We start from the raw sequence: 12,386 nt of genomic DNA on the forward strand, positions 1-12,386 counted from the left end.
CTGATCCACCCTGGGTCGGCAGCAGGAGACACCCATGCGCGAACCGAACTCGCTTTCCGATGCCATCACCCAGTTGCAGGCGCAGGGTGGTTCGACCATTACCGATGAGGCGAAGGCACTGCTGCGGCGGGACATCGAACGGCTGCGGCAGACGGTGGCCGAGCTGAAACCGCAACTGGCCGAGCTGAAGGCCGAACTCGGCATCGATGCGCAGACATTGCAGCAGCAGGTCGAGCAGAGCACCGCCGAGCGCCCCTGGACGGCACTCGGCCTGGCCGGACTGGCCGGCCTGATGCTGGGGCTTCTGCTCAGAAGTGGCCGCAAATGAAGCTGGGCTTTTTCGGCCGCGCGGCGCGTCTGCTGCTGCAACAGCGCCTGTTGAGTGCCACCTGGCTGCACTGTGAACGGCAGGGGTTGATCGCCTATCTGAAACTGCTGCAGGCAGTGCGTCTCGGCATGGCCGGCGCACTGCTGTTGCTATGCGCCGCGCAAATGCTGGTCGCCGGACTGATTGGCGGCACTGTGACCGCGCTCTTTCTGTTCGTCGATGAGCCACGCACCCGGCTCTGGCTGCTGCTGGGGTTCTTTGGCCTGCTGCTCCTGCTCTCGCTGATTGCCATCGGCACGCTGCTGTCGCAGCGGCTGTGGCTGAAGCATTCCGGCGCGGCCCGGCAGATTGCCCAGCTCAAGGGGCAGGAGCCGCCCTGACCACCACCCTTCGCGACAGCCGACCGTGGCCTATCAGCCCCCCTTGAGTGGCCGGTTCAGAATGGCGAGCCCCTTGAGCAGGTTGAGCGCCTCCTGCAACTGGTAGTCGCCGTCGAGCTCATCCTGCTCCGCCGGCTTTTTCCTGCTGCTGGATGGCTCATTCTTGTGGCTGCCATTGAGCAGGTGGCCGGCGAGATCCTGCTCCTTGATCGACCGATCATCCTCCTTGAGCCGGGTGATGCGGGCACGCTCGACGACGATGTCGGGCTGGATGCCCTCGGCCTGGATCGACCGGCCGGACGGGGTGTAGTAGAGGGCGGTGGTCAGCTTGACACCGGTCTCCTCGGTCAGCGGCAAAATGGTCTGCACCGACCCCTTGCCGAAGCTGCTGGTGCCCATGATCACGGCACGGTGCTGGTCTTGCAGCGCGCCAGCAACGATCTCGGCCGCCGAGGCGGTGCCGCCATTGGTCAGCACCACCACCGGCATCTCGCCGGCCGGATTGGGCGGTGTCGCCCCATAGGTCATTCTGGAGTCGGACAGCCGCCCCTGGGTGTAGACGATCAGGCCATCGCTCAGGAAGGCATCGGCCACCGCGACGGCCGCGTCGAGCAGACCGCCGGGATTGTTGCGCAGATCGAGCACCAGCCCCCGCAGCGGCTTGGCCTCCTTGCGCAGCTTCTCCAGCGCCTTCAGCAGGTCGGTGCCGGTGTTGGCCTGAAACTGGGCGATGCGCAGGTAGCCATAGCCCGACTCGAGCAGCCGGCTCTTGATGCTGGGCAGCTTGATGGTGTCGCGCGCCAGCGTGAACTGGCGCGGCTGCTGCTCGCCTTCGCGCATGATGGTCAGCGTCACCTTGGAACCGACCTCGCCGCGCATCAGCTTGACCCCTTCACTCAGGTCGACCCCCTTCATCGACCGCTCGTCGATCTTGAGGATGATGTCACCCGCCTCGATGCCGCCACGCTGTGCCGGGGTGTCATCGATCGGCGTGATCACCTTGATGAAACCATCCTCGACACCCAGTTCGATGCCCAGACCACCGAACTCGCCGGTGGTGCCCACCTCCAGCTCCTTGAAACTCTCGGCGTCGAGATAGCTGGAGTGCGGATCGAGCTCGTTCAGCATCCCCTTGATGGCGTTGCGCAGCAGGGTCCGGTCGTCCACCTCATGCACATAGGCGGTGCGGATGCGGTCGAACACCTCGACGAAGATGCGCAGATCATCGAGCGGCAGCGGATCGCGCGGTTCCGAAGGGGCCGCCATCGGTCTGACGACGACGGCGCAGAGCAGCAGAAGCAACAGCGGACGGTGCGGTTTGAAGGCCATTGAGGGTCATTCCAGTGAGGAGGTGAGGAGACAGGAGAATGGATCGGACCGGCTCAGCCAGGTGGCGTCAGCCAGGTGAGCGGATCCTGGGGCTGGCCCTGATAGCGAATCTCGAAGTGCAGACCGCTGCTTCTTTGGCCACCGCTCGATCCGACCGTGCCGATCGGCTCGCCGGTCCTGACCGCGTCGCCCACCCTCTTGCCGAGGCTCTGATTGTGGGCATAGAGGCTCATGAAGCCATTCTGGTGGTCGATGATGAGCAATAGCCCGGTTCCACGCAACCAGTTGGCGAAGACCACCCGACCACCCTGCACGGCGGTCACCGGGCTGCCCTCTTGCGCGGCGATCAGAATGCCCTGGCGGGCGATGCCGCCGGCACCGGCACTGCCATAGCGGTAGAGCAGTTTACCGCGGACCGGCCAGGGCAACTGGCCACGGGCGAAACCGCCCCTGGGCGACGCAACGACCTCCCTGGCGGGTGCCTCTTCGTCATGCCTGGGGGCCTCGGCCTTGGCCGAAGCCGATTTTTCTGCCTGTTGTGCACGCTCGGCACGCGCTTTTGCCTGCTGGGCCTGTTTTTGTTCCGCCTCGGCCTGACGTCGCGCGGCCTCGGCCCGCTTGCGTTCGGCTTCACGGTTGGCGGCCAGAATGGCTTCGAGCACCTGCTGCAACTCGGCACGGTCTTTTTCGAGCCGCTTCAGCTCGCTCTGCTTGTCGACGATGCTGCTCTGCAGCCGGTTCAGTGCGGCACTGTGGCGGGTTCGCTCCTGCTCGAGGCTGGCGAGCTGTGCCTGCTGCTGTCGCTGCGCCGCCTGCAGCGCCTCCTGCTGCTGGCGGATGCGCGGTTCGAGCGCATCCAGCTCGGCCAGGTTGCGCCGATAGGCTTCGATGCGGCTGTTCTGCGCCCGGCTGAGGTAACCGTAATAACTCATCAACCGCGCCACCTGGCTGGGATCCTGCTGGTTGAGCAGCAGCTTGAGTGGCTCATCCTGGCCGCTGCGCTGGGCCAGCCGCAACTGCTCGGCGATCTGCTGCTTCTGCTCATCGAGCTGCTGCTGCAACTGCTGGCGCCGTCCGTCGAGTTCGGCGATGGCGGCTTCGTGCTGGCGGATCTGCGTCGCGCTGGCAGCGAGCGCCGCTTTGTGTTCGGCCAGCGCCAGCTCACTGTTGCGCAGTTGCCGGGTGATGGCATCGCCCTGGCCGACGGCATCCTTCAGCCAACGGGTGGCCTCGCCGATGCCCTGCCTGACCTGCTCAATGCGCTGGCGGGTGGTGCCCTCCTCGGCGCTGGCGCTGGCCGAGGCCAGCAGCAGCCAGAGGATGACCAGCCACGGTCGGCAGCGCTGGAGAAGCGCCAGAGTCGTCATCAACCGCGGGCGAGATGCCGTTGCGGCTGCACCGGCTCGATCAGCGAGTGGCCGGTCATCTCCTCCGGAATCGGCAGTTGCATCAGCTCCAGCAGGGTGGGTGCGACATCGGCCAGCACGCCGCCCGCCTTGATTTGCAGCGTCCGGGGGCCGACATAGACCAGTGGCACCAGGTCACTGGTGTGGGCGGTGTGCGGCTGACCGGTCTCGTCATCGAGCATCTTCTCGACATTGCCATGGTCGGCGGTGATCAGCATCTCGCCGCCGCTGGCATCGATCGCCTCGATCAGCCGGCCCAGGCAGTGGTCGAGCGTCTGCACCGCAAGGATGGCCGCCTCCAGCTTGCCGGTGTGGCCGACCATGTCGCCATTGGCATAGTTGCAGACGATCAGGTCGAACCGGCCGCTGCCGATGGCCGCCACCATCTGGTCGGTCACCGCCTCGGCACTCATCTGCGGTTGCAGGTCATAGGTGGCCACCTTCGGTGACGGAATCAGGATGCGCTCCTCGCCGGCGAAGGGGACTTCGCGTCCGCCGCTGAAGAAGAAGGTGACATGGGCATACTTCTCGGTCTCGGCGATACGCAACTGCGTCTTGCCAAGGCTGGACAGATATTCGCCCAGCACGTTGACCGGACGGTCCGGCAGATAGGCCACCTGGGCCGCCAGATCCTCGGCATAGCGGGTCAGGGTGACGAAGGCGCCCAGCTTCGGCCGGCGCGCGCGAACGAAACCGGAGAAGTCATCGCGGGTCAGGGCGTAGCTGATCTGTCGGGCGCGGTCGGCACGAAAATTCATGAAGATGACCAGATCGCCATCCTGCATGGTCACCGGCGGATGGTCGGCATCGCTGATCCGGGTGGCGGTGACGAATTCATCATCCTCACCGCGGGCGTAGGCCGCCTCCAGCGCAGCAGTCGCGCTCGCCGCCTGATGCCGCCCCTGACCATCGACGATCAGCGCATAAGCCTGTTCGACCCGCTCCCAGCGCTGATCGCGGTCCATCGCATAGTAACGACCGATCACCGAGGCGATGCGACAGTCGGCACCCTGAAAACCGGCCAGCAGGTTCTCCATGCGCCGCAACGACGGCGCCGCACTGCGCGGCGGCGTGTCGCGTCCATCGAGAAAGGCATGCAGGTAGAGCCGCTGCACCCCGCGCTGCGCCGCCGCCTCAAGCAGCGCGGCAATCTGATCCTCATGGCTGTGCACGCCACCCGGCGACAGCAGGCCCAGCACATGCAGCGCGCGGTCGCCCTGCACGGCCTGTGCGATGGCCGCAGCAAGCACCGGATTGTCGGCAAAGGTTCCCTGCTCGATCGCCAGATCGATGCGGGTCAGATCCTGATGGAGCACCCGACCGGCACCGAGATTCATGTGGCCCACCTCGGAGTTGCCCATCTGCCCTTCCGGCAGCCCGACATCGTGGCCGGAACCGGAGATCAGCCCATGTGGCGCCTCGCGCCAGAGCCGATCCCACACCGGTGTATCGGCCAGCGCGATGGCATTGGCCTCACATGCCTCACGGTGGCCCCAGCCATCGAGGATGGTCAGCACGGTGGGCTTGCGGGTGGTCTCCATGCGAAATTCCTTCGGTAAAATCGGTGAAAGGGCGCTGTTCAACAGATCAATTGCCAATGCTAGGCGCTGTCACCCGCAGGCGCAACGCGCCATCGGTGCCACACCGAGACTCAACTGGCCGGGGCCGGCAGTACGCCAGCCACGGTGAAGGCATCGCGATGGTGGATGATCGGCTGCGGCTGGCTGCGGCTGCGGAACAGCACCTGCTGATCGCTGGTCTCGCACAGCCACTCCTCCTGCTCCAGCGGCCGTTCGACGGCCAGCGCGCCCGGCTCGAACAGCGCAATGTTGATCCCGCCCGCGCGGTCACGCGCCGAGGGGTATTCAAAGGCCATGACCTGGGCGGCGCGCAGCCGGCTGCCCAGTGGCTGGGTCGCGCTGTAATCATCGGGGCTGATCAGCCAGTCGCGGTAGCGGTCGAAGGGCGGCCGTTGCAGCGACAGCCCCTGTTCGGTGCGGTAGCTGGCGGAGAACTGGGTGTGCTGCGTCCGATAGATCGCCGTGGCCGGCTGCACCATGCCGGCCCGGAACAGCAGCCGGTAGTAGGCCACCTCGGCCAGCAGCGTGGTCAGCGACAGTGAGCCATAGAACAGGCTCGGCTCACTGCGCCGGCCATACCGCGAGCCATGTCTCAGTGGCGGATAGCGCCAGGGGGTGGCCAGCAGGTAGTGCAGCCGCCCGGTGCCGGGGCGCGGCGCCGGCTTGGTACGCTCGAGCATCCGTTCGAGCAGGGCCTGCTCGGTCAGGTCATCGACCAGGGCGGTGGTCGCCACCTGCTCCTGACTCTCGACCATCCGCAGCAGGATGCCGTCCAGCGGCCGCAACGTCACCTCGGCCTGACAGGCCGTCCAGATCTCCACGGCTACACTTTGGCCCGCATCGCATCGAGGTATTCGAGCACGGTCAGCAACCCCTGCACCTGCCTGATCTGCTGCGCCGGGATGCCGCCGGTGTGGCGGTTTTCGCTCTGCATCCAGTGCCGCATCTGCGCTACATCGCCACCCACCAGCACATAGAGCGATCGATAGCAGCGGATCAGCAGCAGCGCCAGTTCACCCGCCTTGCTGTCGGGATCGACACCGCCGCGGCTGATCGCCGTGCGGTCCTTGCCAATCACCTGTCCCAGTTGCGCCTGGGTCAACCCCAGCGCCTTGCCGGCATTCAGCAGCGCCTTGGTCAGCACCACCTGCTCCGACCCCACTGCTGCCGTTGCCACCGAAGTTGCCATGCGCCGCCCCCAGAATGCAATATATGCACATTTGTATTGATGAATGCAGCATATAGCACATCAAGATGGCTGCCAACACCCTTCCACGCAGATGCACGGCAGAAACATAAATCAAAGGAGCGCGCTATGAATCATCCGTTGAAGCCCATCGGCCCGCTCAACCTGCTGACCGATCTACCCAGCCAACTGGCGGAAGAACGGGTCGAGATCCTGGTCGAGCATCCGGGGCTGCGCATCGAGCGGATCGTCTCGACCGGGCAGGCCAGCCCGCCGGGTTTCTGGTATCAACAACCGGAGCATGAATTCGTGCTGCTGCTGCAAGGCACGGCCAGCCTGACGCTGGAACGGGAGGATGGCGCGTTACAGCAACATCGGCTGCAACCCGGTGACTGGCTGCTGCTGCCGGCGCACTGTCGGCATCGGGTCGATTCGACCGCCGCCGATACCCCGACGGTGTGGCTCGCCGTTTTCCAGATGGCAACGTGAAGCGGATCAGCCGCGCGGTGGATCGACGCAGAGGCCATCCAGCAGCAGATCGAAGGCGCTCTCGACGTGGCGCATCTGCGCTGCGGTATCCCAATCGACCTGTTTGTTGCGAAAGATGGTCGCAAAGCCATGCGCCAGTCCCCAGGCGGTCTCGGCCATCGCATGGCTCTCGCGGTTTTGCAGCAGGCCCTGGCGAATGCCCTGCTCCATCAGTTCACTGATCACCCCGAGCGCGGCGGCGCCGGCTTCATCGAGTTGCGGATTGGCCCGACAGCGGACCAGACCACCGAACATCAGGTCGAACAGTTCGCTGTTCTCCTTGGCAAACCGGATATAGGAGCATGCGGCAGCCCGCAGCGCAGCCCGCAGGTCATCGCCCGCCAGCCGTATCGCCGCCAGATTGCAGGCCCGCAGATTCCGGTAACCCTCGACCGCCAACGCCTGCAACAGCTCGGTCTTGTCCTTGAAGTGGCGATAGGGTGCGGTCTGGGAGACGCCGATCTCCCGCGCCAGCGCGCGCAGGCTGAGCCGCTCGGCCCCCTGCTGGCGCAGTTGGCGCAGCGCGCCTTCGAACAGCGCCTGCTTGAGGTTGCCGTGGTGGTAATCGTTCGGTTCGACTGCGGAATGCATCATGACGGTCTTGATTGTTATCGCTGGTCAGCAGCGTGCGATGGCAATGTACTCATCGCACACATTGGCGAGGATTGTAGCCGTTCTGGCGTGCTTTCCCAAGCGCCGTCAGGCCATCAACCGTTACCGGCTCGCCGCGTCAGCCAGGCATCGAGCTGATTGGCGAACTGCTGTCGCTCCCGCGGGCTCAGCGTGGCCGGACCGCCAGTCCGCACCCCGCTGTCACGCAGCTCGCTCATGAAGTTGCGCAGCGAAAGCTGCTGCCGCATGTTTTCAGCGGTGTAGAGCTGGCCACGCGGATTGAGTGCAACACCACCGCGGTCGATCACCTGTGCCGCCAGCGGAATGTCGGCGGTCACCACCAGATCACCCGGCTGCATCGCCTCGGCAATCCGCTGGTCGGCCATGTCGAAGCCGGCCGGCACGCAGACCATCTTGAGGTGGGGCGAAGGGGGCAGACGAATGGCCTGGTTGGCCACCAGCGTCACGGTGACCGCGCGCTTCTGCGCGGCGCGAAACAGAATCTCCCTGATCGCGCCCGGACAGGCATCGGCATCGACCCAGATCTGCATCGACAGACTCAACCGGCGCTGAAGCCCTTCATCGCCACCCCCACCAGCACGCTCAGCAGCAGCCCGACGGTCGGCAGAAAACTGAGGGCAAACCCCAGACTGCGCGACGCCGGCTCACGCACATAGGCGCGCAGATAGATCACCCGTCCCACCAGAAAGACCGCGCCAACCAGCGCAACCCACTCCGGCGACCAATAACGCGCAGCCAGCCAGAGCGCGGGAATGAAGGCCACCAGCTGCTCCAGGGTGTTCATCTGTACCCGGTAGTAGCGCTCGAACATCTCGTGGCCGCTGGTGGCCGGCGCCGCCACGCCATACAGACCGCGCGCCCGTCCCACCAACATGCCGAAGGTGAGGAACTCCAGAATGGCCAGCACCGTCACCAGATCAATCCACAGCATCATTCAATCTCCAGTCGATGAAAGGGAAAGCAAAAACAGCACTGCACAAGCGACCCTACCCTGCTCACGCCTGATCGTCGCCACCCGGCCACATCCGTGACAGCAGCGAGTCGCGCAGAAAGAACTGATGCCACAGTGCCGCGGCACTGTGCAGCGCCACCAGCAGAAAAACCAACGTGGCCAGAATTTCGTGCAGCTCTTTCAACTGCTCGGCCAGCGGCTTGTTCTCGCCCAGCAGCACCGGCAAGGCGATCTGGTTGAACAGCACCACCGGCCTTCCTGCGGCCAGCGACATCAGGTAGCCGCTGAACGGCAGCACGATCAGCAGCAGATAGAGCCCCCGATGGGTCCAGAGCGTCAGACTCTGCTGCCACTGCGTCGGGGCGAACACTGGCGGCGGCGCTGTGTCGAGCAGCCGCCATCCCAGCCGCAGCAGCGTCAGCAGCATCACTGTGATGCCGATCGACTTGTGCCAGCCGATCACCACCCCCTTCTCGGGTCCGGCCGGCATCTCCTCGAAGTAACTGGCCAGCGCAAAGAGTGCCACCACCAACAGCAGCGTGACCCAGTGGAACAGTTGCGCCGTCAGGCCATAGCGTTTGGGACTGTTATGCCAACCCATTGTCACTCCTCCTTTTTTATTACTTTGGTGGTCTGCGAGGCAGTCAGGTCGATTCTACCCTGCTCCGGGCATTCGGCCCACTCCGGGAGGCCATCGTCAGTCTTTTTGTCATGGCTGCAGATCGCTGTGGTGAAACTCAGTTGCTCAAGGCGCGTCGTCTGTTCGCTCCAGCTTGCTCAATTCGAGCCGCGCCAGCGGGTTGTCCTGCTTCGCGGCCCGTTCGAGCCAGCGGCGCGCCTCGCTCAGGTTGCGGCTGACGCCGTCGCCATGGGCATAGATCTGTCCCAGCCGAAGCTGGGCCAGGTCGTAGCCCTGCTCGGCAGCCATCTGGTAGTAGCGCACGGCCTGCTCGGGCTGGCGTTCGTCACTGCGACCGAGGCTGAACATCTGTCCCAGGTTGTACTGGGCAAACTGGTTGCCGGCATCGGCGGCGCGCTGATACCAGATACGGGCCTGCTTGCGATCGACCGGGCCACCCTCGCCACGCTCGGCCATGACGCCGAGCGAGAAGAGCGCGGTGGGGTTCTGCTGGGCCGCAAGTTCATTGTAGAGCGCCATGGCCCGGGGGAAATCGCCCTGCTGGTAGGCGTCGAGCGCCTCCTGCAGGGCATTGAGGTCACGAAAGTAGAGAAAGTAACCCGCCACCAGCAGCAGGGCCAGACCCAGCAGAAAGTAAAGCCGGCGCTTGCCATCGTAGACAAATCTGTTCATCGATCGAACCCGGATTTGATCAAAAAATCAGTGTGTTGAAGTGATGATGCCGGTTTGCGGCCGCCCTGGAAACCTCTGACCCCGACATAAAGAAAGGCCCGGCGTGGCCGGGCCCTTCGATCGGCGGTTTGCCTGGCGCTCAGCGCACGCCGGCCGAGCCGGTTGGAATCTCCTTGAAGGGCACATTCTTGTCGATGCGCGCCTCCTGCGGCAGACCCAGCTCACGCTCGGCGATGACGTTGCGCTGCACTTCATCCGAACCACCGGCGATGCGCATGGCCGGAATGCCGAGGTAGATGTCCTGAAACAGTCCGCCGCCGAACTGGGCACCCGCCCCGTGATCGGCTCCGAACGGACCTTGCAGCTCCATCGCGAAGGCCGAAAGCTCCTGCAGCAGAATGCCGCCGGAGAGCTTCAGCACCGCGCTCTCGGTGCCGGGTGCGGCACCGCTCGACAGCTTCGACAGCACGCGGTAGCCGGTCAGCTCCAGCGCCTTCAACCGGCTGTAGAACTCGCCGATCTTGCTGCGCACCAGTCCATTCTCGATCGCCGGCTTGCCATTGACGTAGCAGTTTTTGGCCAGCGCGGTGAGCGCCGTGTAGGCGGCATCGGGGGTGAGCCCCATGCCGGTGCCGATCGACATCCGCTCGTTCATCAGCGTGGTGATGGCCACCGCCCAGCCGTTGCCTTCGCGGTCGAGCCGGTTGGCGTCGGGGATGCGCACGTTGGTGAAGAAGACTTCGTTGAAATTGGCGCCGCCGGTCATCTGCTTGATCGGCCGGATCTCGATGCCCGGGCTCTCCATGTCGACCACGAAGTAGGTCAGTCCCTTGTGCTTCGGTGCGTTGAAGTCGCTGCGGGTGACCAGAATGCCCCACTTGGAGTAGTGGGCACCGGAGGTCCACACCTTCTGGCCGTTGATGACCCACTCGTCACCCTGCCGCTCGGAGCGGGTGCGCAGGGCCGCGAGGTCAGAGCCGGCGCTTGGTTCGCTGAACAGCTGACACCAGATGATGTCGCCACGCGCCATGGTCGGCAGGTGACGCTTCTTCTGCTCTTCGGTGCCGTGGTACATGATGGTGGGGCCGGCCATGCCGAGGCCGATGCCGAAGACGTTGGGCGGGGTCTCGTAACGGCGCTCCTCCTGGCTGAAGATGATGTTCTCCATGACGGTGCCGCCACGGCCACCATACTGCTTGGGCCAGGTGATGCAGGCCCAGCCGGCATCGTACTTCTTGGCCTGCCAGGCCTGCGCCTGCTTGACCATCTCCTTGCTCTCGTTTTCGGAGAACATGCCGTAGCGCTCGGATTTTTTCGGGTCTTTCAGTACGGCATTCTGGTCGAGCCAGGCACGCGCCTCGGCGCGAAACGCCGCTTCTTGGGGGGTATCGTTGAAGTCCATGTTCCGTTCCTTTTGATTATCGGGGTGTCAGCAACCGGTCGCCGGGGCCACTCAGGCCACCTTGCGCTCCAGGGCCTTGAGCAGTTTTTCCCGCCACAGGATGCGGCCGCCCAACAGGGCCTCGAGGTGGCGCATCCGCTTGACGAACATGTGGCAGTTGCCCTCCCAGGTGAAGCCAATGCCGCCATGCACCTGCAGGTTCTCCTGCGCGGCAAACTCGTAGGCATCGCAGAGGGTGCTGCGGGCCAGGGCGGCGGCCTCGGCGATGTCGGCCGGGCTGCTGTCGAGTGCCCAGGCGCCGTAGAGGCAGTTGGAGCGGGCCAGCTCGATCTTGGCGTGCATGTCGGAGATGCGGTGCTTGATGCCCTGGTACATCGCCAGCGGCCGGCCGAAGATGTAGCGCTCCAGCGAGTAGTCGCGCGCCATTTCGACGCAGCGCTGGGCGCCGCCCAGTTGCTCGAAGGCCACCAGAATCGCCATCCGGTCGTACAGCGCATCGAGCAGTTGCGCACCCTGACCCTCGCCACCAAGCAACTCGGCAGTGGCACCGTTGAACTTGACGGCCGCCTGCTTGCGGGTCAGCTCCATGCTGCGCAGCGGTTCGATGGTGACACCCGACTGCTTGAGGTCGACCAGATAGAGCGAGACACCGGCCGCGCCACGCGCCGCCACCACGGCGAAATTGGCACAGGCCGCGTCGGTGACCGGCATCTTGGTGCCGGAAATCTTGCCGCCACTGGCCTGGGCGGTCACGCCCTCGGCGTCGTAGCGGCCATTCTGCTCGCAGTAGGCGAAGGTGCCGATCCACTCACCCGACGCCAGTTTGGGGAGGTACTTCTGCTTCTGCGCTTCGCTGCCGGCCAGCATGATCGCCTCGGCCGCACCGACGATCGAAGAGGTGTAGGGGGTGTGGGCGAGCACATAGCCCAGTTCGTCGGCCACCACCACCTGGTTGATGTAACCCATGCCGGCACCGCCATAGGCTTCGGGAATGCCGATGCCCTGATAGCCGTTCTCGGCCATCAACGCCCACAGCTCCCTGTCATAGTCGCTGCCCTGGTCCATGTGCTTGTGGAATGCCTCCAGGGTGGCCTTGCTGGTCAGCAGCTTGCGTGCTGCACTGCGCAGGGCATCCTGGTCTTCGTCGAATTGAAAGTTCATTGACTCTTTACTCCCTCTTTCTTGTTGGGGTTCCGCTCACCTGCGCATGGCGATCCACACTGACCCGATGATTCAAAGACAAACCGGCCAGATCGCCCATGCACCCTTCGACCAATTGCTTGATCGCGACCTAGGGTACCGCAACTGCGGTGATGGAATAAACAGACCGCTCGGCCGCGGCCGGCATGG

At 64.7% G+C, this 12,386-nt stretch carries 15 protein-coding genes; 3 read left to right on the top strand and 12 right to left on the bottom strand.

The genetic code is table 11. The features are described from left to right. Positions 1-34 precede the first annotated feature (34 nt). Positions 35-328, top strand: a complete 294-nt coding sequence (locus tag H7A13_05080; protein MCP5332715.1) for a hypothetical protein — start codon at positions 35-37, stop codon at positions 326-328. Beyond that, complete coding sequence (locus H7A13_05085) at positions 325-708, top strand: hypothetical protein (protein ID MCP5332716.1); 384 nt, start codon at positions 325-327, stop codon at positions 706-708. The genes H7A13_05080 and H7A13_05085 overlap by 4 nt, the downstream gene beginning before the upstream one ends. Positions 709-741: 33 nt before the next feature. Here the strand turns inward: H7A13_05085 and H7A13_05090 are convergent, their stop codons facing one another. From H7A13_05090 to H7A13_05110, 5 genes are all read right to left on the bottom strand, one after another. Next, the gene (locus tag H7A13_05090; protein MCP5332717.1) at positions 742-2,037 is read right to left on the bottom strand and encodes a S41 family peptidase; all 1,296 of its coding nucleotides are present in this window, start codon (positions 2,035-2,037) and stop codon (positions 742-744) included. A gap of 53 nt (positions 2,038-2,090) precedes the next feature. Further along, a complete protein-coding gene (locus H7A13_05095; GenBank protein MCP5332718.1) occupies positions 2,091-3,404 on the bottom strand; it encodes a peptidoglycan DD-metalloendopeptidase family protein in 1,314 nt (437 codons plus the stop codon). Then, positions 3,404-4,984, bottom strand: coding sequence for a 2,3-bisphosphoglycerate-independent phosphoglycerate mutase (locus H7A13_05100; GenBank protein ID MCP5332719.1), 1,581 nt, complete (start codon positions 4,982-4,984; stop codon positions 3,404-3,406). The genes H7A13_05095 and H7A13_05100 overlap by 1 nt, the downstream gene beginning before the upstream one ends. Positions 4,985-5,094: 110 nt before the next feature. Continuing rightward, complete coding sequence (locus H7A13_05105; protein MCP5332720.1) at positions 5,095-5,778, bottom strand: RES family NAD+ phosphorylase; 684 nt, start codon at positions 5,776-5,778, stop codon at positions 5,095-5,097. A 68-nt stretch (positions 5,779-5,846) separates the two neighbouring features. Beyond that, entirely contained in the window at positions 5,847-6,212 is a 366-nt protein-coding gene (locus tag H7A13_05110; protein ID MCP5332721.1) for a DUF2384 domain-containing protein, read from the bottom strand. 126 nt (positions 6,213-6,338) lie between these two features. Here H7A13_05110 and H7A13_05115 point away from each other — a divergent pair, with 126 nt between their 5' ends. Continuing rightward, complete coding sequence (locus H7A13_05115) at positions 6,339-6,698, top strand: cupin domain-containing protein (GenBank protein ID MCP5332722.1); 360 nt, start codon at positions 6,339-6,341, stop codon at positions 6,696-6,698. A 6-nt stretch (positions 6,699-6,704) separates the two neighbouring features. Here H7A13_05115 and H7A13_05120 read toward each other — a convergent pair whose 3' ends face one another. The 7 genes from H7A13_05120 to H7A13_05150 form a co-directional block, all read right to left on the bottom strand. Then, on the bottom strand, positions 6,705-7,331 hold the full coding sequence (locus H7A13_05120; protein MCP5332723.1) for a TetR/AcrR family transcriptional regulator: 627 nt from the start codon (positions 7,329-7,331) through the stop codon (positions 6,705-6,707). A gap of 113 nt (positions 7,332-7,444) precedes the next feature. Continuing rightward, positions 7,445-7,900 (bottom strand): YaiI/YqxD family protein, encoded by a 456-nt coding sequence (locus tag H7A13_05125; GenBank protein ID MCP5332724.1) that lies wholly within the window; start codon positions 7,898-7,900, stop codon positions 7,445-7,447. Between the two features lie 8 nt (positions 7,901-7,908). Next, positions 7,909-8,301 (bottom strand): MAPEG family protein, encoded by a 393-nt coding sequence (locus tag H7A13_05130; GenBank protein ID MCP5332725.1) that lies wholly within the window; start codon positions 8,299-8,301, stop codon positions 7,909-7,911. Positions 8,302-8,365: 64 nt separating this feature from the next. Then, a complete protein-coding gene (locus H7A13_05135; protein ID MCP5332726.1) occupies positions 8,366-8,923 on the bottom strand; it encodes a cytochrome b in 558 nt (185 codons plus the stop codon). A gap of 144 nt (positions 8,924-9,067) precedes the next feature. Then, complete coding sequence (locus tag H7A13_05140; GenBank protein MCP5332727.1) at positions 9,068-9,634, bottom strand: sel1 repeat family protein; 567 nt, start codon at positions 9,632-9,634, stop codon at positions 9,068-9,070. A gap of 139 nt (positions 9,635-9,773) precedes the next feature. Then, positions 9,774-11,036 (bottom strand): acyl-CoA dehydrogenase family protein, encoded by a 1,263-nt coding sequence (locus tag H7A13_05145; protein ID MCP5332728.1) that lies wholly within the window; start codon positions 11,034-11,036, stop codon positions 9,774-9,776. 51 nt (positions 11,037-11,087) lie between these two features. Further along, on the bottom strand, positions 11,088-12,197 hold the full coding sequence (locus H7A13_05150) for an acyl-CoA/acyl-ACP dehydrogenase (GenBank protein MCP5332729.1): 1,110 nt from the start codon (positions 12,195-12,197) through the stop codon (positions 11,088-11,090). Positions 12,198-12,386: the final 189 nt, after the last annotated feature.

It is taken from the genome of Pseudomonadales bacterium (assembly GCA_024234215.1).
GTDB lineage: Bacteria > Pseudomonadota > Gammaproteobacteria > Pseudomonadales > UBA5862 > JACKOQ01.

Bases quoted from the DNA above. Each gene is read 5' to 3' on its own strand.
- H7A13_05085 (MCP5332716.1), top strand. From the start codon at position 325: ATGAAGCTGGGCTTTTTCGGCCGCGCGGCGCGTCTGCTGCTGCAACAG.
- H7A13_05115 (MCP5332722.1), top strand. From the start codon at position 6,339: ATGAATCATCCGTTGAAGCCCATCGGCCCGCTCAACCTGCTGACCGAT.
- H7A13_05140 (MCP5332727.1), bottom strand. From the start codon at position 9,634: ATGAACAGATTTGTCTACGATGGCAAGCGCCGGCTTTACTTTCTGCTG.
- H7A13_05120 (MCP5332723.1), bottom strand. From the start codon at position 7,331: ATGATGCATTCCGCAGTCGAACCGAACGATTACCACCACGGCAACCTC.
- H7A13_05105 (MCP5332720.1), bottom strand. From the start codon at position 5,778: ATGGTCGAGAGTCAGGAGCAGGTGGCGACCACCGCCCTGGTCGATGAC.
- H7A13_05090 (MCP5332717.1), bottom strand. From the start codon at position 2,037: ATGGCCTTCAAACCGCACCGTCCGCTGTTGCTTCTGCTGCTCTGCGCC.
- H7A13_05135 (MCP5332726.1), bottom strand. From the start codon at position 8,923: ATGGGTTGGCATAACAGTCCCAAACGCTATGGCCTGACGGCGCAACTG.
- H7A13_05130 (MCP5332725.1), bottom strand. From the start codon at position 8,301: ATGCTGTGGATTGATCTGGTGACGGTGCTGGCCATTCTGGAGTTCCTC.
- H7A13_05100 (MCP5332719.1), bottom strand. From the start codon at position 4,984: ATGGAGACCACCCGCAAGCCCACCGTGCTGACCATCCTCGATGGCTGG.
- H7A13_05125 (MCP5332724.1), bottom strand. From the start codon at position 7,900: ATGCAGATCTGGGTCGATGCCGATGCCTGTCCGGGCGCGATCAGGGAG.
- H7A13_05145 (MCP5332728.1), bottom strand. From the start codon at position 11,036: ATGGACTTCAACGATACCCCCCAAGAAGCGGCGTTTCGCGCCGAGGCG.
- H7A13_05150 (MCP5332729.1), bottom strand. From the start codon at position 12,197: ATGAACTTTCAATTCGACGAAGACCAGGATGCCCTGCGCAGTGCAGCA.
- H7A13_05080 (MCP5332715.1), top strand. From the start codon at position 35: ATGCGCGAACCGAACTCGCTTTCCGATGCCATCACCCAGTTGCAGGCG.
- H7A13_05095 (MCP5332718.1), bottom strand. From the start codon at position 3,404: ATGACGACTCTGGCGCTTCTCCAGCGCTGCCGACCGTGGCTGGTCATC.
- H7A13_05110 (MCP5332721.1), bottom strand. From the start codon at position 6,212: ATGGCAACTTCGGTGGCAACGGCAGCAGTGGGGTCGGAGCAGGTGGTG.